The organism is Cupriavidus sp. FW305-F7, assembly GCF_058782875.1.
In genome coordinates this window covers 1-20,770 of sequence record NZ_JBYSYC010000002.1, presented here as the reverse complement: position 1 = coordinate 20,770, position 20,770 = coordinate 1, and the positions used below count along the sequence as shown (strand labels likewise).

At 66.4% G+C, this 20,770-nt stretch carries 18 protein-coding genes; 7 read left to right on the top strand and 11 right to left on the bottom strand.

The features are described 5' to 3' along the window. Nucleotides 1-75: 75 nt before the first annotated feature. A complete protein-coding gene (gene recG, locus AC3WL8_RS01855) occupies nucleotides 76-2,256 on the bottom strand; it encodes an ATP-dependent DNA helicase RecG (protein ID WP_211980275.1) in 2,181 nt (726 codons plus the stop codon). A 221-nt stretch (nucleotides 2,257-2,477) separates the two neighbouring features. Here recG and queA point away from each other — a divergent pair, with 221 nt between their 5' ends. From queA to secF, 5 genes are all read left to right on the top strand, one after another. Further along, nucleotides 2,478-3,536 carry a tRNA preQ1(34) S-adenosylmethionine ribosyltransferase-isomerase QueA gene (queA, locus tag AC3WL8_RS01850; RefSeq protein WP_013957941.1) on the top strand — a complete coding sequence of 353 codons (1,059 nt, stop codon included), beginning with the start codon at nucleotides 2,478-2,480 and terminating at the stop codon, nucleotides 3,534-3,536. 17 nt (nucleotides 3,537-3,553) lie between these two features. Further along, a complete protein-coding gene (gene tgt / locus AC3WL8_RS01845; protein WP_013957942.1) occupies nucleotides 3,554-4,684 on the top strand; it encodes a tRNA guanosine(34) transglycosylase Tgt in 1,131 nt (376 codons plus the stop codon). 222 nt (nucleotides 4,685-4,906) lie between these two features. After that, on the top strand, nucleotides 4,907-5,233 hold the full coding sequence (yajC, locus tag AC3WL8_RS01840) for a preprotein translocase subunit YajC (RefSeq protein ID WP_013957943.1): 327 nt from the start codon (nucleotides 4,907-4,909) through the stop codon (nucleotides 5,231-5,233). Nucleotides 5,234-5,442: 209 nt separating this feature from the next. Beyond that, complete coding sequence (gene secD, locus AC3WL8_RS01835) at nucleotides 5,443-7,314, top strand: protein translocase subunit SecD (RefSeq protein WP_041228125.1); 1,872 nt, start codon at nucleotides 5,443-5,445, stop codon at nucleotides 7,312-7,314. A gap of 40 nt (nucleotides 7,315-7,354) precedes the next feature. Beyond that, the gene (secF, locus tag AC3WL8_RS01830; RefSeq protein ID WP_013957945.1) at nucleotides 7,355-8,326 is read left to right on the top strand and encodes a protein translocase subunit SecF; all 972 of its coding nucleotides are present in this window, start codon (nucleotides 7,355-7,357) and stop codon (nucleotides 8,324-8,326) included. A 73-nt stretch (nucleotides 8,327-8,399) separates the two neighbouring features. Here the strand turns inward: secF and AC3WL8_RS01825 are convergent, their stop codons facing one another. From AC3WL8_RS01825 to purB, 8 genes are all read right to left on the bottom strand, one after another. Next, on the bottom strand, nucleotides 8,400-9,407 hold the full coding sequence (locus AC3WL8_RS01825; RefSeq protein ID WP_013957946.1) for a response regulator: 1,008 nt from the start codon (nucleotides 9,405-9,407) through the stop codon (nucleotides 8,400-8,402). Continuing rightward, complete coding sequence (locus tag AC3WL8_RS01820; RefSeq protein WP_013957947.1) at nucleotides 9,404-10,537, bottom strand: hybrid sensor histidine kinase/response regulator; 1,134 nt, start codon at nucleotides 10,535-10,537, stop codon at nucleotides 9,404-9,406. The genes AC3WL8_RS01825 and AC3WL8_RS01820 overlap by 4 nt, the downstream gene beginning before the upstream one ends. A gap of 6 nt (nucleotides 10,538-10,543) precedes the next feature. Further along, the gene (locus tag AC3WL8_RS01815) at nucleotides 10,544-11,875 is read right to left on the bottom strand and encodes a sensor histidine kinase (protein WP_013957948.1); all 1,332 of its coding nucleotides are present in this window, start codon (nucleotides 11,873-11,875) and stop codon (nucleotides 10,544-10,546) included. Nucleotides 11,876-11,897: 22 nt separating this feature from the next. After that, nucleotides 11,898-13,289 (bottom strand): class I SAM-dependent methyltransferase, encoded by a 1,392-nt coding sequence (locus AC3WL8_RS01810; protein WP_211980280.1) that lies wholly within the window; start codon nucleotides 13,287-13,289, stop codon nucleotides 11,898-11,900. A 349-nt stretch (nucleotides 13,290-13,638) separates the two neighbouring features. Further along, nucleotides 13,639-14,229 (bottom strand): YceI family protein, encoded by a 591-nt coding sequence (locus tag AC3WL8_RS01805; protein WP_013957950.1) that lies wholly within the window; start codon nucleotides 14,227-14,229, stop codon nucleotides 13,639-13,641. Nucleotides 14,230-14,312: 83 nt separating this feature from the next. Then, nucleotides 14,313-14,882, bottom strand: a complete 570-nt coding sequence (locus tag AC3WL8_RS01800) for a YceI family protein (protein WP_013957951.1) — start codon at nucleotides 14,880-14,882, stop codon at nucleotides 14,313-14,315. 68 nt (nucleotides 14,883-14,950) lie between these two features. Further along, a complete protein-coding gene (locus tag AC3WL8_RS01795) occupies nucleotides 14,951-15,505 on the bottom strand; it encodes a cytochrome b (RefSeq protein WP_114133767.1) in 555 nt (184 codons plus the stop codon). A 283-nt stretch (nucleotides 15,506-15,788) separates the two neighbouring features. Beyond that, entirely contained in the window at nucleotides 15,789-17,165 is a 1,377-nt protein-coding gene (gene purB / locus AC3WL8_RS01790; protein ID WP_013957953.1) for an adenylosuccinate lyase, read from the bottom strand. 375 nt (nucleotides 17,166-17,540) lie between these two features. Here purB and AC3WL8_RS01785 point away from each other — a divergent pair, with 375 nt between their 5' ends. Beyond that, entirely contained in the window at nucleotides 17,541-18,155 is a 615-nt protein-coding gene (locus tag AC3WL8_RS01785; RefSeq protein ID WP_013957954.1) for a glutathione S-transferase C-terminal domain-containing protein, read from the top strand. Nucleotides 18,156-18,218: 63 nt separating this feature from the next. Here the strand turns inward: AC3WL8_RS01785 and mnmA are convergent, their stop codons facing one another. Together mnmA and AC3WL8_RS01775 are read right to left on the bottom strand one after the other, a co-directional pair. After that, nucleotides 18,219-19,304, bottom strand: a complete 1,086-nt coding sequence (mnmA, locus tag AC3WL8_RS01780; protein ID WP_211980281.1) for a tRNA 2-thiouridine(34) synthase MnmA — start codon at nucleotides 19,302-19,304, stop codon at nucleotides 18,219-18,221. Then, nucleotides 19,301-19,804, bottom strand: a complete 504-nt coding sequence (locus AC3WL8_RS01775) for an NUDIX hydrolase (protein WP_013957956.1) — start codon at nucleotides 19,802-19,804, stop codon at nucleotides 19,301-19,303. The genes mnmA and AC3WL8_RS01775 overlap by 4 nt, the downstream gene beginning before the upstream one ends. Before the next feature lie 286 nt (nucleotides 19,805-20,090). On the opposite strand from AC3WL8_RS01775, the gene AC3WL8_RS01770 reads away from it, so the two are divergent. Next, nucleotides 20,091-20,770: Rossmann-fold NAD(P)-binding domain-containing protein (locus AC3WL8_RS01770; RefSeq protein ID WP_492377797.1), on the top strand; the 680-nt coding region annotated here is incomplete at its 3' end.

Genomic DNA, 20,770 nt, shown 5'->3' with positions numbered 1-20,770 from the left:
CGATTGCCGCTTCTGTCAGAGCGCCAACGCATTGTGTCGACGCATGCGAAGCAGCGCGCACCTGGACAGCGCCGTTCAGGCTTTCAGGTAGTGCTCGCGCCCGCCCAGCCAGCGCGAAAGGTGTGCTTCGACCGCTTCCGGATAGCGAGCCAGCATCAGCTCGGCCGCCTCCTGCGCGTAGTCGACCAGCCATGCGTCGGTCTGCAGGTCGGCAAAGCGCAACATCGCTTCGCCGGACTGGCGCGCTCCCAGGAACTCGCCGGGGCCGCGGATCTCCAGGTCGCGCCGGGCGATCTCGAAGCCGTCGGTTGTCTCGCGCATGGTCGCCAGGCGCTCACGCGCGGTGGGCGACAGCGGCGCCTGGTACATCAGCAGGCAGACCGATTCGGCGCTGCCGCGCCCCACCCGCCCGCGCAGCTGGTGCAGCTGCGCCAGGCCGAAGCGCTCGGCGTGCTCGATCACCATCAGCGAGGCATTGGGCACATCCACGCCCACTTCGATCACGGTGGTGGCCACCAGCACCTGCATGCGGTTGGCGCTGAAGTCGTCCATCACGGCGGCCTTCTCGGCCGGCGGCAGGCGCCCGTGCACCAGGCCCACGCGCAGGTCCGGCAGTGCGGCCACCAGCGTTTCATAGGTCTCCACAGCGGTCTGCAGCTGCAGCGCCTCGCTTTCCTCGATCAGCGGACAGACCCAGTAGACCTGGCGGCCTTCGGCGGCGGCGTGATGGATGCGTCCGATCACTTCGTCGCGCCGCTCGTCGTTGACCAGGCGCGTGACGATGGGGGTGCGGCCCGGCGGCAATTCATCGATCACCGACACATCGAGGTCGGCGTAGTAAGTCATGGCGAGCGTGCGCGGGATCGGCGTGGCCGACATCATCAGCTGGTGCGGCACGGCGTCGACCGCGGGCACCGTAGCATCGGCGGCACCGGCCTTGCCGCGCAGCGCCAGCCGTTGCGCCACGCCGAAGCGGTGCTGCTCGTCGACCACTGACAGCCCCAGCTTGGCAAAGCGCACCGTGTCCTGGATCAGCGCGTGGGTGCCGATCACCAGTTGCGCCTGGCCCGATTCCACGCGCGCCACGGCCTCGCGCTTGTCGCGTGCCTTCTGGCTGCCGGCTAGCCACGCCACCGGCACGCCCAGCGGCTCCAACCATGCGGACAGCTTGCGGTAGTGCTGCTCGGCCAGGATTTCGGTGGGCGCCATCAGCGCGGCCTGGTAGCCGGCGTCGATGGCCTGGCAGGCCGCCAGCGCCGCAACGATGGTCTTGCCGCTGCCCACGTCGCCCTGCAGAAGACGGTGCATCGGGTGCGGGCGCGTCATGTCGGCGGCGATCTCTTCGACCACGCGCTGCTGCGCACCGGTCAGCCGGAACGGCAATGCGGCCAGGAAGCGCGTGAGCAACCCGCCCTCGCGGCGCGGCATGGTCGGCGCATTTTTTTCGCGCCGCGCCGCGTGCGCGCGCCGCAGCGAGATCTGCTGCGCCAGCAGTTCGTCAAACTTGATGCGCTGCCAGGCCGGGTGCGAGCGGTCGGCCAGCGCAGCCTCGCTCTCCTGCGGCGGGGGCGCGTGCAGCAGCCGCAGGCAGTCGACCAGCGGGCGCAGGTGCAGGCGTGCCAGCGGCCCCTCCAGCACCGCCTGCGGCAGCGTCTCGGGCATCGGCGTGCGCGACAGCGTGCCGCCGATGGCCTTGCGCAGATAGGCCTGCGGGATGCCGGCGGTGGACGGATACACCGGCGTCAGGCGGTCGGGCAGCGCTTCGCCGGGCACCACCGGGCGCACCGTCGGGTGGACCATCTCGGCGCCGAAGAAGCCGCCGCGCACCTCGCCGCGCACGCGCAGGCGCACGCCTTCAGCCATCTGCTTGGTCTGGTTGCCGTAGAAGTTCAGGAAGCGCAGCGTCAGCTCGCCGCTGTCGTCGGCAATCTTGACCACCAGCTGGCGGCGCGGCCGGAACGTGACTTCGTTGGAGATGACCTCGCCTTCCACCTGCGCCGGCAGCCCGAGCCCGGCGCGGCGGATCGCCTCGGCGATCGGCGCCAGCGTGGTCTCGTCCTCATAGCGCATAGGCAGGTGCAGCACCAGGTCGACGGGACGGCGCAGGCCAAGCTTGGCCAGCCTCGCGGCCGCGGTCGACGTGCCGGAGGCGGCGGCCTTGCCCCTGGCTTCGCCGGCCTTGCCGCGCGCGGGCGCCGCCGTGTCCTTGGCGGCGTCGGCGGGGTCGTGGATCGGTTCAGCGGCGGTTCCGGGCATCGGCGAAAAATTTGGCAGCGGTCGCTCTCGTGCTGCGGGGTTGGCTGGCGCGGCGCCGGCGAATAGCCGGTATCACGCCCGCCCCGGCGGCAAGCGCGCCCGTGGCCTTACAATATCGGATTCGCCGATTGTACCCATGCCGGCTGCCACCACGGGCAGCGGAGTGCCGTTTTGTGCCCCGCTCCGGCCTGCATGGGATCGCGCAGCCCGCCGCTCCCACGATGTTGACGCTTTCTGATTTCGATTTCCCGCTGCCACCAGAACTGATTGCCCAAAGCGCGCTGCCCGACCGCAGCGCGAGCCGGCTGCTGGTGGTCGAACGGCTGGCCCCGGCCGACACCGCCGACGCGGTGCGCATGGTCGACCGTGCCTTCAGCGACATCGTCGACTACCTGCGTTCCGATGACCTGCTGGTCTTCAACGACACCCGCGTGATCAAGGCGCGCTTCTTTGGCCACAAGCCCAGCGGCGGCAAGATCGAGGTGCTTGTCGAGCGCGTGGTCGATACCCACACCGTGCTGGCCCAGGTGCGCGCCTCCAAGACCCCGGCCGAGGGCAGCACGCTGCATCTGGCCGACGACGCCTTCGCCGTCACCGTGGGCCCGCGCGTGGACCAGTTCTTCACGCTGCGCTTCCCCGAGCCGGCGCTGGACCTGATTGAGCGCTATGGCCGCCTGCCGCTGCCGCCGTATATCACGCACGACCCGGACGCCTACGACGAAACCCGCTACCAGACCGTCTACGCGCGCAGCCCCGGCGCGGTGGCCGCGCCCACCGCGGGCCTGCATTTCGACGATGCGCTGTTCGCCCGGCTCGATGCCGCCGGCGTGCGGCGCGCCTTTCTGACGCTGCACGTGGGCGCCGGCACCTTCCAGCCGGTGCGCACCGAGAACCTGGCCGAGCACAAGATGCACTCGGAGTGGTACGCCGTTTCCGAAGACCTGGCCCAGGCCGTGCGCGACACCCGCGCGCGCGGCGGCCGCGTGATCGCGGTCGGCACCACCTCGCTGCGCGCGCTGGAATCGGCCGCGCAGGCCGACGGCACGCTTGCCGCCGGCAGTGGCGACACCGATATCTTCATCACGCCCGGCTACCGCTTCCGCCTGGTCGATGCCCTGATCACCAACTTCCACCTGCCCAAGTCGACGCTGCTGATGCTGGTGTCGGCGCTGGCCGGCGTGGAAGCCATCCGCGCCGCCTACCGCCATGCGGTCGAGCAGCGCTACCGCTTCTTCAGCTACGGCGACGCCATGCTGCTGACCCGCCAGCCCGGCGCCTGAATCCAGAATCACAAGCCATGCTCAACTTCGAACTCATCACCACCGACGGCAACGCCCGCCGAGGCCGCGTCACGCTGAACCACGGCGTGGTCGAAACGCCGATCTTCATGCCGGTGGGCACCTATGGCTCGGTCAAGGCGATGTCGCCGCTGGAGCTCAATGAAATCGACGCGCAGATCATTCTGGGCAACACCTTCCACCTGTGGCTGCGCCCCGGGCTGGACGTGGTCAACGCCCACGACGGCCTGCACCGCTTTATCGGCTGGGACAAGCCGATCCTGACCGATTCCGGTGGTTTCCAGGTGTTTTCGCTGGGCGATCTGCGCAAGATCACCGAAGATGGCGTCACCTTCGCATCCCCGGTCAATGGCGACAAGCTCTTCCTGTCGCCCGAGATCTCGATGCAGATCCAGCGCACGCTGAACTCCGACATCGTCATGCAGTTCGACGAATGCACGCCGTATGAGATCGACGGCCGCCCCGCCACGCATGAGGAAGCCGCCAAGTCGATGCGCATGAGCCTGCGCTGGGCCAAGCGCTCGCGCGACGAGTTCGAGCGCCTGGCCAACCCCAACGCGCTGTTCGGCATCGTCCAGGGCGGCATGTACGAGGACCTGCGCGACGAATCGCTGGCCGGCCTGTCCGAGCTGGACTTCCACGGCCTTGCCATCGGCGGGCTGTCGGTGGGCGAGCCCAAGGAAGACATGATGCGCGTGCTCGAGCACGTGGCGCCGCGCCTGCCGGCCAACAAGCCGCACTACCTGATGGGCGTGGGCACGCCCGAAGACCTGGTCGCCGGCGTCGCCGCCGGGGTGGATATGTTCGACTGCGTGATGCCCACCCGCAACGCGCGCAACGGCTGGCTCTTCACCCGCTTCGGCGACGTCAAGATCAAGAACGCGGCGCACCGCAACGACCCGCGCCCGCTCGATGAAAGCTGCGCCTGCTACACCTGCCGCAACTTCTCGCGCGCCTACCTGCACCACCTGCACCGCGTGGGCGAGATCCTGGGCGCGCGCCTCAATACCATCCACAACCTGCACTACTACCTGCAACTGATGCGCGAGATGCGCGAAGCGATCGAGCACCACCGCTTTGCCGACTTCCGCCGCCAGTTTGCGGCCGACCGCGCCCGCGGCACGCAGTGACAACGCCGGGTGGCGCGAACTTTTGCGCTGCCGGCGGTCGAATAGCCGGGTCATCCGGAAGCCACCCGCGAGCCGGAGAGCCCGGCCATGCCGACCCCTGCCGCAAGTTGCCCCGGGCGCACCCGAACAAACCCGTATTCCGCCCTAGAATGCCAAGGGCGGGCGAAATGCGAATGGTAGAATGATCGATTATTTGACTGACTTTTGTGACGGAGAAACAACGTGCTGATTTCTAACGCATTTGCCCAGACCGCCGGAGCCGGCGGCGCGGCTGGCGGCCTGATGAGCTTCCTGCCCATCATCCTGATGTTTGGCGTGCTGTGGTTTATCATGATCCGCCCGCAAATGAAGCGCCAGAAGGAAGCCAAGGCAATGCTCGAAGCACTGGCCAAGAACGACGAAGTCGTGACCGCCGGTGGCATCCTGGGCAAGGTGACCAAGGTCACCGACCAGTACGTCAGCCTGGAAATCGCCGAAGGCACTGAAATCACCGTGCAGAAGAGTGCCGTGACCACCGTGCTGCCCAAGGGCTCGCTCAAGGCGCTCTGATCTCCGGATCGCGCGCGCGACTCCCGCCTTTGTCTTTTCCGGCATGCCCGTTCGCGCATGCCCCGGCAGCCGCCTGATCCAGCCCGACGAAGCCCCCGTGGTTTCGATCCGTGGCTGCCAGGCGGCTGTTTGCCAAACCGGTTCGGCCCCGCCGACGTGGTGCGCCACGCCAGCGCCGGCCCCGCCAACCGCAGAATGACTGGCCCGAGATGAATCGTTATCCGCTTTGGAAATACCTCGTGATCCTGGTGGCCCTGGCCATCGGCATCATCTATACCTTGCCGAACTTCTTCGGCGAGGCGCCTGCCGTGCAGGTGTCCTCGGGCAAGGCCACGGTCAAGGTCGACCTGGCGATGCAGAAGCAGGTCGAAGAGATCCTGGCGCAGAACCAGCTGCGGCCTGATGGCGTCTTCTTTGATATTTCCGGCCAGTCCGGCTCGGTCAAGGCGCGCTTCCGCACCACCGACGAGCAGCTCAAGGCCAAGGACGTGCTGTCGCGCACCCTGAACCCGGACGCGGCCAACCCCACCTACGTGGTGGCGCTGAACCTGCTGTCGGGCTCGCCGCGCTGGCTGACCGCCATGCATGCGCTGCCGATGTACCTGGGCCTGGACCTGCGCGGCGGCGTGCACTTCCTGCTGCAGGTCGACATGAAGGGCGCCGTCGACAAGAAGCTCGACAGCCTGGGCGGCGACGCGCGCACCCTGCTGCGCGACAAGAGCATCCGCCACGGCGGCATCGACCGCGACGGCGAGCGCCTGACGGTGCGCTTCAACAACGCAGACGACGCCAACCGCGCGCGTCCCATCCTGGCCGACAACCTGCGCGAAGTGGCCTTCGCCATGGACGGCAACAATATCGTCGGCACCTTCACCGAAGCCGCGCGCAAGGCGGTGCAGGACGCAGCGGTCAAGCAGAACATCACCACGCTGCACAACCGCGTGAACGAGCTTGGCGTGGCCGAGCCGGTGATCCAGCAGCAAGGCGCCGACCGCATCGTGGTGCAGCTGCCGGGCGTGCAGGACACCGCCAAGGCCAAGGACATCATCGGCCGCACCGCCACGCTCGAAGCCCGCCTGGTCGACAACGACGCGCCGCGCAGCCCGCGCCCGGGCGACCCGATCCCGTTCGGCAGCGAGCTCTTCACGCAAGGCAACGGCGCCCCGGTGGTGCTCAAGAAGCAGGTCATCTTCACCGGCGACCGCATTGAAAGCGCCTCGGCCGGCTTCGACCAGAACCAGCATCCTTCGGTCAACATCAAGCTCGACGCCCAGGGCGGCCGCGTGCTGCGCGACGTCTCGCGCGAGAACCTGAAGAAGCCGATGGCGATCGTGCTGTTCGAAAAGGGCAAGGGCGAAGTGCTGACGGTGGCGACGATCCAGTCCGAACTGGGTTCCAGCTTCCAGATCACCGGCTCCTACTCCACCGAAGCCGCCAACGACCTGGCGCTGCTGCTGCGCGCCGGCTCGCTGGCCGCACCGATGGAGATCATCGAAGAGCGCACCATCGGCCCGTCGCTGGGCGCGGACAACATCCAGAAGGGTTTTGACTCGGTCGCCTACGGCTTTGCCGCCATCGCCGTGTTCATGGTCCTGTACTACATGCTGTTCGGCGTGTTCTCGGTGGTGGCGCTGGGCGTGAACCTGCTGCTGCTGATCGCGGTGCTGTCGATGCTGCAGGCCACGCTGACGCTGCCGGGCATTGCCGCCATCGCGCTGGTGCTGGGCATGGCCATCGACGCCAACGTGCTGATCAACGAGCGCATCCGCGAAGAACTACGCGCGGGCGCGTCGCCGCAGATGGCGATCGCGGTCGGCTTCGACCGCGCCTGGGCCACCATCCTGGACTCCAACGTGACCACGCTGATCGCCGGCCTGGCACTGCTGGCCTTTGGTTCGGGCCCGGTGCGCGGCTTTGCCGTGGTGCACTGCCTGGGCATCCTGACCTCGATGTTCTCGGCGGTGTTCTTCAACCGCGGCCTGGTCAACCTCTGGTACGGCCGCAAGAAGAAGCTGCAGAGCGTGGCCATCGGCCAGATCTGGAAGCCGGGCAACACCACCGACACGCCGGTCGCCAAGTAAGGCGAGCAGCAACAACTAGCAGTACAGAACAGGATTCAACATGGAATTCTTCCGCATCCGGCGCGACATTCCGTTCATGAAGCACGCGTTGGTCTTCAACGTGATCTCCTTCCTGACGTTTGCCGCGGCCGTGTTCTTCCTCTGGCACAAGGGCCTGCACCTGTCGATCGAATTCACCGGCGGCACGGTGATGGAGGTCAGCTACCAGCAGGCGGCCGACCTGGAAAAGATCCGCGGCCAGGTGGGCAAGCTGGGCTATACCGACGTGCAGGTGCAGAACTTCGGCACCTCGCGCGACGTGATGATCCGACTGCCGCTGCAGAAGGGCCCGGACGGCAAGCCCGTCACCTCGGCCCAGCAGAGCGAGCAGGTGCTGGCCTCGCTGCAGGCGGCCTCGCCTGACGTGAAGCTGCAACGGGTGGAGTTCGTCGGCCCGCAGGTGGGCAAGGAACTGGCCACCGACGGCCTGCTGGCGCTGTTGTGCGTGGTGGCCGGCATCGTGATCTACCTGTCGTTCCGCTTCGAATGGAAGTTCGCGGTGGCGGGCATCATCGCCAACCTGCACGACGTGGTCATCATCCTGGGCTTCTTCGCCTACTTCCAGTGGGAGTTCTCGCTGTCGGTGCTGGCGGCGATCCTGGCGGTGCTGGGCTACTCGGTCAACGAATCGGTGGTGATCTTCGACCGGATCCGCGAGAACTTCCGCAAGTACCGCAAGATGACCACGCACGAGATCATCGACAACGCGATCACCAGCACCATCTCGCGGACCATCATCACCCACGGCTCGACCCAGATGATGGTGCTGTCGATGTTCTTCTTCGGCGGCCCCACGCTGCACTACTTTGCCCTGGCACTGACGGTCGGCATCTTGTTCGGCATCTACTCGTCGGTGTTCGTGGCCGCGGCGCTGGCGATGTGGCTGGGCGTCAAGCGCGAGGACCTGGTCAAGGGTGAAAAGAAGTCCGACTCGACCGACCGCAACGACCCCAACTACGGCGCGCAGGCCTGACCCCTGCCCTGCGGTAAAACAGAACGGCGCCCCGCGGGGCGCCGTTTTTTTATGGCTGCAAGGTCTGGGAAATTCAGGCCGGCATCGAGAACCGCTCGATCCACGCGGCCAGCCGGTCGGCCGCGAAGGCCTCGCTGCGCGGGCATGCGCGGCACACCACGGTGTTGCCGTCGCGCGCAAACTGCAGCGCGCCGCCAGCCTCTTCCAGCCACAGCAGGCTGGCCAGCCAGGCCGCGTGCTGCGCGGACACGGGTGCGCCGATCGGCTGCGCGAGGAACTCCGCCAGCGTGGCCGGAGCGGTCCACACCACGGTGTCGCCGTCGCGGCGCACCACCTCGCTGCCCAGCGCATCGACAATCACCGCGGCGGCATCGGCAGCGCCCCGGCCGGCATTGGCGCTGCGCAGGCCCGCCAGGCGCGTGGCCACGGCATGGCCGAAGCTGCCGCTGCGCTCGGCCTCTGCGCGCACCAGGTCGGCGTAGTCCATGCGCTGCCAGTCCGGCTCGACGCTGCCCGCGCCGGCGAGGTCGACCGCCGCGAGGTAGGTCTCCACCGGCTGGAAACGGCCCGGCCCGATCAGGCTGGCACACAGCGCATGCACCATGCCGATGCGCGAGGCCACGGTCTGGGTCTGCAGCACGGACAGCTTCTCGCGCAGCAGCTGGTCGCGTTCCTTGCGCAGGCCGGCCAGTTCCAGCGCCTGCTTCAGCTCCATGCGCAGCGCGGTGATGTCCCACGGCTTCTTGATGTAGCGGTGGATCTGCCCCTGGTTGACCGCTTCGACGGTCTGGTCGAGCTCCGAATACGCGGTGGTCAGGATGCGCACGATATGCGGGTAGCGCTCGCGCGCGTAGCGCAGCAGTTCGTTGCCATACTCGCCCGGCATGCGCTGGTCGGACACCAGCACCGCCAGGCTGCCTGCGTGGGCGTCGAGCAATGCCTTGCCCTCTTCAACGGAGCCGCCGGTGGCCACCGGTGCCAGCGCCCCGATGGCACGCTGGAAATACTTGACTGCAGTCGCTTCGTCATCGACGAACAGAATCGCCGGGGGTGGTGCCTGCGTGGCATTCGGTTCGGTCATCGGTCACTCCTATGCTTTCGACTCTTGAAACTTGGAAAGTCCAGCGTCACCGTGGTGCCGGCACCGGATGCGGATTCGATCCGGATGCCGCCGCCAAACGACTGCATGACGCGGTTGCAAAAAATCATGCCCAGCCCGCTGCCGCCGGCACTGGCGTGGGTGGTGACAGGATCGACCAGCAGCCGCTCCATCACTTCCGGCGGAATGCCCGGCCCGTTGTCGCAGATGCGGATTTCCGGGCGCGGCTGCGCCACCACCACAAAGCGCAACGCCGGCGTGCCGACACTGCGCAGCGCCCGCAGCGCGTTGCTCATCACCGAGGAGAGCACCAGCGCCACGCAGTTGGGCAGCGTCTGCACCGGGAAATCGCCGTGCATCTCCACCTGCACCCAGCTGCGCTGGTCGCCCGCGAACGGGTAGCTGTCCAGCAGCGAAGTGACCAGCGTGCCGGCGCTGACCTCGGTACCGGCATCGGACCGGGCCGGCATGCTGCCGGCACTGTTGCGCACTGATTGCAGGAACGATGACAGCACCGCCAGGCAATACTGGGCGTTGTCGTACATGGCGCTGGCCGCCTGGCCGATCTCGGCCTGGCGGCCAGCGCTGTATTCGCCGGCGACACGGCCGCGGATGCCGTGGGCAAAGTTGGCGATGGCCGCCAGCGGCGTGTTCAGTTCGTGCGCCAGAAAGGCCAGGGTCTCGTCGATCGCCATCAGCCGGTGCTGGCGCAGGGTGCGCTCGCGGTGGCGCTCGGCGGCGCGTGCCAGCACCTCGCGCAGGTCGGCCACGCTCAGCGGCTTTTCCAGGATGCGGAAGACTTCGCCGCTGTTGACCGTTTCCAGCAGCACATCCTTGTCGGCATAGGCCGTGACCAGGATGCGCACGATCTGCGGGTATTCCTGCGCCACCTGGCGCAGCAGCTGGCCGCCGTCGCGCCCGGGCATGCGGAAGTCGGTCACCAGCACCGCCACGCGGGCAGGGTCCGCGCGCAGCACTGCCAGAGCCTCGTCGGCGCCGTCTGCCACCAGCACCTCATAGTCGCCGCCGGCGGCCCGGGCGAAATACTTGCGCGCCATCTCCTCGTCGTCGACATAGAGAACGGCAAGCCGTGCCTGCTTCACTTCGCTCATGGCTGGTTACTCCGCACGCGGCAGGTCGAAGCTGAACGCGGTCCACTGGCCCAGTTCGCTCTCGGCATACAGCTGCCCGCCGTGGCGCTCCACCACCGCGTAGCTGATCGACAGGCCCAGGCCAAGCCCCTGCCCCACCTCGCGCGTGGTGAAGAACGGCTCGAACACGCGCGCCAGGTTTTCCTGGGGGATGCCAGGGCCGTTGTCGCGCACCATGATGTGCAGGCGGTGGTTGTCCCACCGGGCCGTGGTATGGATCGCCGGCGCGGCCGTGCCCGCCTTGCGCATGGCCAGCGCGGCATTCGAGAACAGGTTGATCAGCACGCCGATGATGGCCGCCTCGTCGCCCAGCACCAGGGTGTCGGCAGGCAGTTCGCGGCTGAGGCTGACGCCGCGCAGCTCATGCGCGGTCAGCCGGATCGACGAATCGAGCGCCTTCTCGAACAGGAACGGCGTGCCTTCCACCTCGGCGCCCGGCTTGCGGTAGGCAAAGGTCTTGAGGTCGGAGACGATATGCTGGATGCGCTGCATCCCCTGCTTGGCGTCGACCAGGCACTCTTCCAGCGAAGGGTTCTCCTTGGCCTGCGGCTCTTCCATCGCCACCTCGATCGCCATCAGGCAGAAGTTGACCGGGTTGTTCACCTCGTGCAGCAGCCCGGCCGCCAGCGTACCGATGGCGGCCATCTTCTCCTGCTGCAGCATCTGGCCCTTGATGTCGGCCAGCCGGCGGTTGATCACCTCGAGCTCAGTATTCTTCTCGGCGACCTCGTCCTTCAGACGGAACAACATGAAGCGCGCCCGCTCGTTGAAGAAGGTATAGACCCCGCTGGCCGCCGCGGCGAACAGCAGGAACAGTGAATTGGCGATAAAAGCGCCCACCGGCTCGATGCCGCCGGGGTGGAACAGGCATGCCAGTACGTACAGCAGGTACGAGAGCACGCCGAACACCAGGTTCTGCCACAAGCCGAACGGCAGCGCGATGCCCGACGCGAAGATCGCGAGGTTAAGCCCGACGTAGTATGGCGACTGCGCCCCTTCAGTCTGCCAGATCATCCACGCAATCATGATCTGTGGCAGCAGCAGCCACGTCAGCGTCAGCCATGGCGCGAAGCGGCGCCCCGCAGCGCTGTACAGCACCACCACCACGCCCGCGATCAACAGCGACACCAGCACGCGCGCCACCCCGAAGGCAAGCTGCTGCTGCGGATACTGGCCGTAATCGAGTCCGACGCCGAGCAGAACCAGCGCGATCGCGGTATAGGCGCCGCCACGGCTGAATGCCAGGCGAAAGTCAGCCAGCTCGGACTGGTAGCCGGCGTAGAGTTGGTTGGTGCTCATGGCGTGCCCCGCAAGGACTGCTTCAGTCAATGGTGGCTTCCGCAAATACGTTGACGCCGGTGGCATCGCCGTAAATGCGGTGCGAGTGCGAATTTTCAGGCAGTAGCTGCGCCATGCCCGCGTCGTCGCGGTAGATCAGGTACCACTCCAGCAGGTGTTCCATGCCGAATTTCTCAGGATTGTCGACGTGGACGTTGGTTACCAGAATCTGCCCTCCGTGCCGCGAGCGGGAGGCGAAATACGAGAGTAGCCGCGTACACACCTTGTCGGACAGGTAGTCGAACAGGCCCGCACAATAGACCGCGTCGAACTCCCTTGCACTGGTATCGTCCGGCGAGATGCGCCGCTTGAGCAGTTCATGCACGGACTGGTGCACCATCTCGACGGCAACCTTGCTCCCGGCGCTGGTGGCCGAGCGTTCGATCGTGCTACGCGTGAACTCCAGCGTCTCTTCGCTGAAGTCGACCAACTGGAACGACAGCAGTTCGGGGTTGGGGTATTCGCGCACGAAGCGCTGGATCTCGAAGGCAGGGCCGCAGCCCACGTTGAGCACGCGGAACGGCCGGCCAGCGGCGCGCGCGCGATCGGCTTGGCGCGTCAGGAAATCGATCAGCAGTTCGATGCGGTTGCGGTGCGCGGTCGCCACCGCCGCCTTGAGGAAGGCGGTGTTGACGATCTGGAAATAGGTGGTGGGACCCTGCTGCGGGTCGTTCAGGATCTGGTTCACCATCTCGTAGTCGCCGGCATAGCCGAGCGGCTTGGTGAAGGTGCGGTATACGAACGGCGCCCGCAGCAAGAGCGGGTGCAGCGCCGACTGCGCGTAAGTGCGGTGCACCGGCGCGATCTCCGGATCCACGCGCTGGGCCTCGCCCTCAAGCCAATCCAGGTAGGTCTTTGTCTTGACCATGATGGGCGTGGCCAGCTCGTAGAAGACGTCCTCGCGGAGCTTGCCTTCAATCTTTGGCAGCGATTCGGTCATGTCGACCTGCTCGACCCAGCGCGACACTTCGGACAGGAACGCGCGCATCTCGTTGACCACGATCTGGTAGTCGCGCCGGATATTGAAGCGCGTGTCCCAGTCCTGCACAAAAAGCTCGGCTTCGCGCGCGACTGACTTGGGCTCGTTGGTCAGGTCCGTCAGTTCGCGCCACTCGTCGATCAGCGTCAGCGACACCACGGCGGTCAGGCCGGTGTTCACCAGGCTCATCACCACGGCCTTGCCGAGGTAGGCGTTCTTGGCCCCCATGCGGACGCTGAGTTCGCTCAGCACCTCGCTGACCTGCACGATCGAATACGGATTGTAGATTTCCATCACCAGAGACTTTCTCTGGAGATTGATGATCGTGCCCCGCACCTGCTCGCCCTGCGAGTTGCGGAAACCAACTACCGGATCGATTTGCGTTTTGGAATACACGGTATTGCGCCAGGGAAAACCGAGAAACGCTGCGGACCGTACAGGCAAGGCGGAACGGCCAGGTACAGCATGAGGGGCGAGGAGGTCGCGGGGATGGCTACCGGTATCGGGACATGCAGCGAATGCTCATAGTGATGCGCTTTAGCCGGTTGCGGGCATGGCTGCCCCCGCCTTGGCAGGAGTAGCATTGCCCCGATCAAGGAGGAATTGCCGCGGGCCATTGTACTGTGCCCGTCGGGGGTCGTACAACCAAGTGCCCTGGCAGGCGCCTGAATGATGCCGGACAACAAAAAAGGCCGGCATGGCCGGCCTTGACTGCCTGGAAGCCCGGCGCAGCGGGCTGGCACGCTCAGTCCGCGCGCACGCCTTCCACCTGGATGGCGAGCTTGACCTCGGGCTTGAAGCCCATTTTCACGCCATAGTCCAGGCCGAAGTCGGCACGGTTGAAATGGCCCACGGCGTCGGCGCCGCAGGCTTCGCGCTTGAGCATCGGGTGCTGGATGCACTTGAAGTCGCGGATTTCCAGCTTAACCGGCTTGGACACGCCGCGCAGCGTCAGCATGCCGTCAACCTCGGTCGGCACGTCGCCCTTGAACTTGGAGAACTTGCCCTTGTAGACGGCCTCGGGGAAGGCTTCCACGTCGAACATGTCCGGGCCCTTGGCGTGCTGGTTCAGCTTGGCATTGCCGAAATCGATCGAAGCCGGGTCGATCTTGACCTCGACCGAGCCCGCCTTGGCGGCACGGTCCAGCGTGACCACGCCGCTGGACTTGTCGAACTTGCCGCGCCAGGTCGACAGGCCGCCCAGGTGGTCGGCCTCGAAGCTCGGGTAGGTGTGGGTCGGATCGAGGTTGTACGTCACGGTATTGGCCGAAGCCACGCCGAAAGCGGCAGTTGCGGAAATGGCCGCGACGGCGGCAACGAGGAAACGCAGTTTCATGAAATCTCCCGACAAATCAGGTTGGGGCGGAACGTTCTCAGGAACGTCGATTGGGTACGTCAGCGGAATACCGGCCTTGCTTCCTACTTCTTGGCCAGCACGATACGGAATTTGATCTGCACGTCGTCGGCCACCACGGAAGTGTCCTTCCATTCGCCGTCGCCGATATTGAAGACCGTGCGCTTGATCGGCAGCGCGCCCTCGAACACCTGGACCGCGCCTTCCTGGCGGTAGGTGGCGGGCACCACCACGTCCACGGTCTTGCCCTTGATGGTCAGCTTGCCGGCCACGTCGTACTTGCCCGGCGTGCCGTTCTTGATGCTGGTGGACTGGAACACGGCCTTGGGGTACTTGGCGGCGTCAAACCAGTCCTTGCCCTTCACTTCCTTGGTGGTCTCGGCGTCGCCGATCTCGAAGCTGGACACATCGATCTCGACCTTGGCCGACGAGGTCGCCAGCTTGGCCGGGTCGAAGCTGACCGCGGCATCGAACTTCTTGAACTTGCCTTCCATCGGCACGCCAATCTGGCGCGCGACCGCGGTCACCGAGCTCTTGGCGGCGTCAACCTGCGCCCAGGCCAGGTTGGCGGCAATGCCGGAGGCGGCCAGGACGGCGGCGATGACGAGCGAGCCGCGGCGGGAATTGCGTTTCATCTCAAAAAACTCCTGTCAGGGTCGGCGCAGCGCGCCGCGGTACGGAAAAAGTTGGCCGGGGCGGCGCCTCAGCGCAGGAACGGCAGCATCCGGCCCAGCGTGCCGTCGCGGTCGACGAACTGGTGCTTGACCGCCGCCGCTGCATGGACAACGACCACAGCCGCCATCAGGTAGTTCAGCCAGATATGGACAAATTTCAGTACTTCTTTCAGTTCGTCGTTCTTTTCCAGCAGCGCCGGCATCTTCCACAGGCCCAGGTAGACCACCGGCACGCCCGCGGCCGAGCTGTAGAGGTAGCCGCTGATCGGCACGATCACGATCAGCAGGTACAGCAGGTGATGGGCGCCGGCCGCAGCCCTGGCCTGCCAGGCCGGCGTGCCGGGCGCCACCGGCGGTGCCGCATGGGTTGCACGCCACAGCACGCGCAGCACGGCAACCGCGAAGATCGTCACGCCCAGCCACTTGTGCCAGGAGTAGAGCTTGAGCTTGGTCGGCGTCAGTCCCGGAATGCCCGTCATGTACAGGCCGAGCCCGAACGCGGCGAAGATCGCCAGCGCAATGACCCAGTGCAAGGCGATCGCGGTGGCACCGTAGCCGGTGGGGGCATTGGCGGTAGAACGCATCGGATTCCTCTCGCTCGCGCAGGAGCGTTTCACAATTTTGGGGAAGGCACCGGCGAGGGCGGACCCGCCCGTGCGCTTACGATTCTCGCATTATTGCGGCGGGCTGTGCGCCGATGAAGGACAGTCCTTCATTAAGTTATTCAAATGCTTTGAAGTGACATTCTGTCGCAAGCGGCACAAAGCCGCAGCGACCTGCCGGCCGCGCTGCGCCAGAAAAGCAAAAAGCCATCCTCACGGATGGCTTTTGCAGCACGTCGCCCCGATTCGGGGGCGGAATGTGGCGTCAGATGCGCTCGGCCAGCACCACGGCCTTGCCGATATAGCTGGCGGGCGTCATGTCCAGTAGCAGCTTCTTGGCGTCGTCGGGGATCGCCAGGCCGTTGATGAAGGTCTGCAGCGCCTCGCGCGAGATGCCCTTGCCGCGGGTCAGCTCCTTGAGCTGCTCGTACGGGTTGGGCACGCCGAAGCGGCGCATCACGGTCTGCACCGGCTCGGCCAGCACCTCCCAGCAGTTGTCCAGGTCTTCGTCCAGGCGCTCGGGGTTGGTTTCCAGCTTGCCCAGGCCGCGCAGGCAGGCCTCATAGGCCAGCAGGCTGTAGCCGAAGGCCACGCCGATATTGCGCAGCACGGTCGAATCGGTCAGGTCGCGCTGCCAGCGCGACAGCGGCAGCTTCTCGGACAAGTGGCGCAGGACCGCGTTGGCCAGGCCCAGGTTGCCTTCGGAGTTCTCGAAGTCGATCGGGTTGACCTTGTGCGGCATGGTCGACGAGCCGATTTCGCCGGCCTTGGTCTTCTGCTTGAAATAGCCCAGCGAGATATAGCCCCAGACGTCGCGGTTCAGGTCGAGCAGGATGGTGTTGGCGCGGGCGATCGCGTCAAACAGCTCGGCCATGTAGTCGTGCGGCTCGATCTGGATGGTGTAGGGGTTGAAGGCCAGGCCCAGGCGGGTCTCGATCACCTGCTTCGAGAAGGCTTCCCAGTCGAAGGTCGGGTAGGCCGACAGGTGGGCGTTGTAGTTGCCCACCGCGCCGTTCATCTTGCCCAGCAGCTCGACCTGCTCGATGCGCTGGATCGCGCGCGCCAGGCGCGCGGCCACGTTGGCCATTTCCTTGCCCAGCGTGGTCGGGCTGGCCGGCTGGCCGTGAGTGCGCGACAGCATCGGCTGCGCGGCATTGAGCCTGGCCAGCTCGACCAGGCGGGCGTGCACGCGCTTGAGCGCCGGCACCACCACGCCCTCGCGGGCGCCCTTGAGCATCATGCCGTGCGAGGTGTTGTTGATGTCTTCCGAGGTGCAGGCGAAGTGGATGAACTCGCTGGCGGCTTCCAGCTCGGCGTTGCCCTTGACCTGTTCCTTGAGCCAGTACTCGACCGCCTTCACGTCATGGTTGGTGACGGCTTCGATTTCCTTGATGCGGGCGGCATCGGCCTCGCTGAACTTGTCCACCAGCGCCAGCAGCGCGGCCTCGGAGGCGGCCGAAAACTTCGGCATGTCGGGCAGGCCGGCCTGCGCCAGCGCGATCAGCCAGTGCACCTCGACCTTGACGCGGTTGCGCATGAAAGCGGCCTCGGACAGCCATTCGCGCAGCGCATCGGCCTTGGCGGCGTAACGGCCATCGATCGGGGACAGGGCGGTGAGCGGCGAAAGCGAAGAGGAGGTCATGCTGGAAACCGGGAAAAGGGAGGCAATGGAAGAAGGCGACGAACAAGGCGCGCCGCGGGGGCTGGCGCTGTCAGCGTTGGCGGCGGGAGGGATCGAAAAAGCGACTTTATGCGGCCGGATGCGTCCAAAACGCAATGCCGGCAGGCCCGCCGGCGCTGCGCAACGCGGGATTTTACCACCCCTGCCCCGGCTCCGGGCAGCGGTAAAGCGCCGCCGCGGGGCATCGGTGCGCAAGCCCGCATTCGCCACGCACCGCGGGTATACTCGCGCACGCCGTTCCAGTAGCCTGTTATGAAGTGCATCGGGCAAGCCGCGTGCCCCACCGCCGCTGCCGCAGAGCGACGATGCACTTCATAACAAGCTCAAGGGGAGAACATGAAGCTGTATGCGTCCCGGACCAGTCCCTACGCGCGCAAGGTGCGCGTGGTGATGGCCGAGAAAAAGATCGAGTGCCAGCTCATCGAAGAGGATGTCTGGTCGCCCGAGACCAGGATCGGCCAGTTCAACCCGCTCGGCAAAGTGCCTTGCCTGGTCATGGAAGACGGCGGCGCGATCTTCGATTCGCGCGTGATCGTCGAATATGTCGACACCTTGACGCCGGTCGGCCGGATGATCCCGCAGGGCGGGCGCGAGCGCCTGGAAGTCCGCTGCTGGGAGGCGCTCGCCGACGGCCTGCTAGACGCTGCGCTGCTGGTGCGCCTGGAGGCAACCCAGCGCGAGCCGCACGAGCGCAGCGAGCGCTGGGTGCAACGCCAGCGCGGCAAGATCGACGCGGCGCTGGTGGCCATGGCGCACGGCCTGGCCGACCGCCCCTTCTGCACTGGCACGCACTATTCGCTGGCCGACGTGGCGGTGGGCTGCGCGCTGTCCTACCTGGACTTCCGCTTCCCCGAGATCGCCTGGCGCGAGAGCCATCCCAACCTGGCGGCGCTGGAGGAAAAGCTGTCCAAACGCCAGTCGTTTATCGATACGGAGCCGCCGCGCGGCTGATCCGCAGCGGCCGACAAGAAAACACCCGCCTCGAGCGGGTGTTTTTTCGTGCAGCGGCAGCGCTTACTGGATGATGCCGCCGCCCAGACAGATGTCGCCGTCATACAGCACCGCCGACTGGCCGGGCGTAACCGCCCATTGCGCCTCGGCAAACCCGAGCGTCAGCGCGTCGCCGTCCACCGCCTGCACCGTGCAGGCGGCATCGCTCTGGCGGTAGCGCGTCTTGGCCGCCATCGGCGCGCCCGCGGCAGGCGGCTCGCCGGCCACCCAGGACAGGTCCGACGCGGTCAGCACCGGCGTCAGCAGCCACGGGTGGTCGTGGCCCTGCACCACGTAAAGCGTATTGTTCGCCATATCCTTGCGCGCCACATACCAGGCATCGCCGTTGCCGTCGCGGCTGCCGCCCAGGCCAATGCCCTTGCGCTGGCCCAGCGTGTAGAAGGCCAGGCCGATATGCTCGCCCACGACCTTGCCCTCGGGCGTCTTCATCGGGCCCGGCTTGGTCGGCAGGTAGCGGTTCAGGAAATCGCGGAACGGGCGCTCGCCGATAAAGCAGATGCCGGTGGAGTCCTTCTTTTTCGCGTTCGGCAGGCCGATCTCGGCGGCAATCTCGCGCACGCGCGTCTTGGGGATCTCGCCCAGCGGGAACAGCGTGCGCGACAGCTGCGCCTGGTTCAGCCGGTGCAGGAAGTAGCTCTGGTCCTTGGTATGGTCGAGCGCCTTGAGCAGCTCGAACCGGCCGGCCGCGTTCTGCCGCACGCGCGCATAGTGGCCGGTGGCGATGGTTTCCGCCCCCAGCGACATGGCATGGTCGAGGAAGGCCTTGAACTTGATCTCGGCATTGCACAACACGTCCGGGTTGGGCGTGCGCCCGGCGGAGTATTCGCGCAGGAAGTCGGCAAAGACCCGGTCCTTGTACTCGGCGGCAAAGTTGACCGCCTCCACGTCAACGCCGATCAGGTCGGCCACCGACACCACGTCCAGCCAGTCCTGGCGCGTGGAGCAGTACTCGCTGTCGTCATCGTCTTCCCAGTTCTTCATGAACAGGCCGATGACCTCGTAGCCCTGCTGCTTGAGCAGCCACGCGGTCACCGATGAATCGACCCCGCCCGACATGCCCACGACGACACGTTTTCCCGCACCACTCACAGCTGCACTCCCAGCGGGACGGCCGCGGCCAGCGCCGACGGGTGCGTGTACAAGGCGTCCAGCGCAAAGCGCTTGCCGGCCAGGTAGTCGTTGACGCAGGCCATCACCAGCGGCGAACGGTGACGCTCCGGGCAGGCGCGCAGTTCTTCCGCGCTCATCCAGACCGTGCGCACGATGCCGGTATCGAGCTGGCGGCCGGCGTCGAGCGAGCCGAGGTCGCCGGTAAAGGCAAAGCGCACATAGGTCACATCGGTGCCGGTGCGCGACGACAGCGAACGGCCCATGTAGCAGCCCAGCAGCGCGCGCGGCTCAAAGGTGTGCGCGGTCTCTTCCAGGGTTTCGCGGATCACGGCGCGGATCAGGCTCTCGCCCGGGTCCAGGTGCCCGGCGGGCTGGTTCAGGCGCAGCCCGTCGGCGGTTTCCTCTTCGACCAGCAGAAAGCGTCCACCGCGCTCGATCACGGCGGCAACGGTCACGCTGGCATTCCAGTCACTTGACATGATGCTCAATTTTTAGGCAATCCCGCATTCTACCGGTTGCGGGCCCATCGTGCAGCGCCGCCGACCCGCCATGGCCCCCGGCCGATGAGCCCGCCTGGTGCTGAATTGCCGGCTGCAACTACCCTTTGGCGGTCGCCGCAAAAGCCGACCGGCCGGTCACCGTTGAACGTCAGATTCCTGTAAGCTGCGAAAAAATTGTTGCGCTGCGGCTTAAGCCTGCGGCGCGCACGGGCCAGCCGTCGGTCCGCCCAACCAGACAAGACGCCAGCTAAAGGAGAAATTGACGATGTACATCGGCATCCCGCAGGAGACGCGGGCCGGCGAGACTCGCGTCGCCGCCACCCCGGAGACAGTCAAGAAGTACGTCGCCCAGGGCCACAAGGTGGTCGTGCAGGCCGGCGCCGGCGTAAGCGCCAGCCAGCCCGACGGCGCGTATGAGGCGGTCGGCGCCACCATCGGCACCGCAGCCGAAGCACTGGGCGCGCAACTGGTTTTGAAGGTGCGCGCGCCGGACGCCGCCGAACTGGCGCAGATGAAGCCAGGCGCCGTACTGGTCGGCATGCTCAATCCCTTCGACGCCGAGAACAACGCGCGCATGTCCGCTGCGAACATCACCGCCTTTGCCCTGGAAGCCGCGCCGCGCACCACGCGCGCGCAGAGCATGGACGTGCTGTCGTCGCAGGCCAACATCGCCGGCTACAAGGCCGTGCTGGTGGCCGCGCACCACTACCAGCGCTTCATGCCGATGCTGATGACCGCCGCCGGCACCGTCAAGGCCGCGCGCGTGCTGATCCTGGGCGCGGGCGTCGCCGGCCTGCAGGCCATCGCCACGGCCAAGCGGCTCGGTGCGGTGATCGAGGCCTCCGATGTGCGCCCAGCGGTCAAGGAACAGATCGAATCGCTCGGCGCCAAGTTCCTCGACGTGCCCTTCCTCACCGATGAAGAGCGCGAGATCGCCCAGGGCGT

Coding starts and splice junctions, on each gene's coding strand:
- AC3WL8_RS01815 (WP_013957948.1), bottom strand. CDS start 11,875: ATGAGCACCAACCAACTCTACGCCGGCTACCAGTCCGAGCTGGCTGAC.
- AC3WL8_RS01825 (WP_013957946.1), bottom strand. CDS start 9,407: ATGACCGAACCGAATGCCACGCAGGCACCACCCCCGGCGATTCTGTTC.
- purB (WP_013957953.1), bottom strand. CDS start 17,165: ATGACCTCCTCTTCGCTTTCGCCGCTCACCGCCCTGTCCCCGATCGAT.
- tgt (WP_013957942.1), top strand. CDS start 3,554: ATGCTCAACTTCGAACTCATCACCACCGACGGCAACGCCCGCCGAGGC.
- AC3WL8_RS01805 (WP_013957950.1), bottom strand. CDS start 14,229: ATGAAACTGCGTTTCCTCGTTGCCGCCGTCGCGGCCATTTCCGCAACT.
- AC3WL8_RS01795 (WP_114133767.1), bottom strand. CDS start 15,505: ATGCGTTCTACCGCCAATGCCCCCACCGGCTACGGTGCCACCGCGATC.
- AC3WL8_RS01785 (WP_013957954.1), top strand. CDS start 17,541: ATGAAGCTGTATGCGTCCCGGACCAGTCCCTACGCGCGCAAGGTGCGC.
- AC3WL8_RS01775 (WP_013957956.1), bottom strand. CDS start 19,804: ATGTCAAGTGACTGGAATGCCAGCGTGACCGTTGCCGCCGTGATCGAG.
- AC3WL8_RS01820 (WP_013957947.1), bottom strand. CDS start 10,537: ATGAGCGAAGTGAAGCAGGCACGGCTTGCCGTTCTCTATGTCGACGAC.
- secF (WP_013957945.1), top strand. CDS start 7,355: ATGGAATTCTTCCGCATCCGGCGCGACATTCCGTTCATGAAGCACGCG.
- AC3WL8_RS01800 (WP_013957951.1), bottom strand. CDS start 14,882: ATGAAACGCAATTCCCGCCGCGGCTCGCTCGTCATCGCCGCCGTCCTG.
- secD (WP_041228125.1), top strand. CDS start 5,443: ATGAATCGTTATCCGCTTTGGAAATACCTCGTGATCCTGGTGGCCCTG.
- recG (WP_211980275.1), bottom strand. CDS start 2,256: ATGCCCGGAACCGCCGCTGAACCGATCCACGACCCCGCCGACGCCGCC.
- queA (WP_013957941.1), top strand. CDS start 2,478: ATGTTGACGCTTTCTGATTTCGATTTCCCGCTGCCACCAGAACTGATT.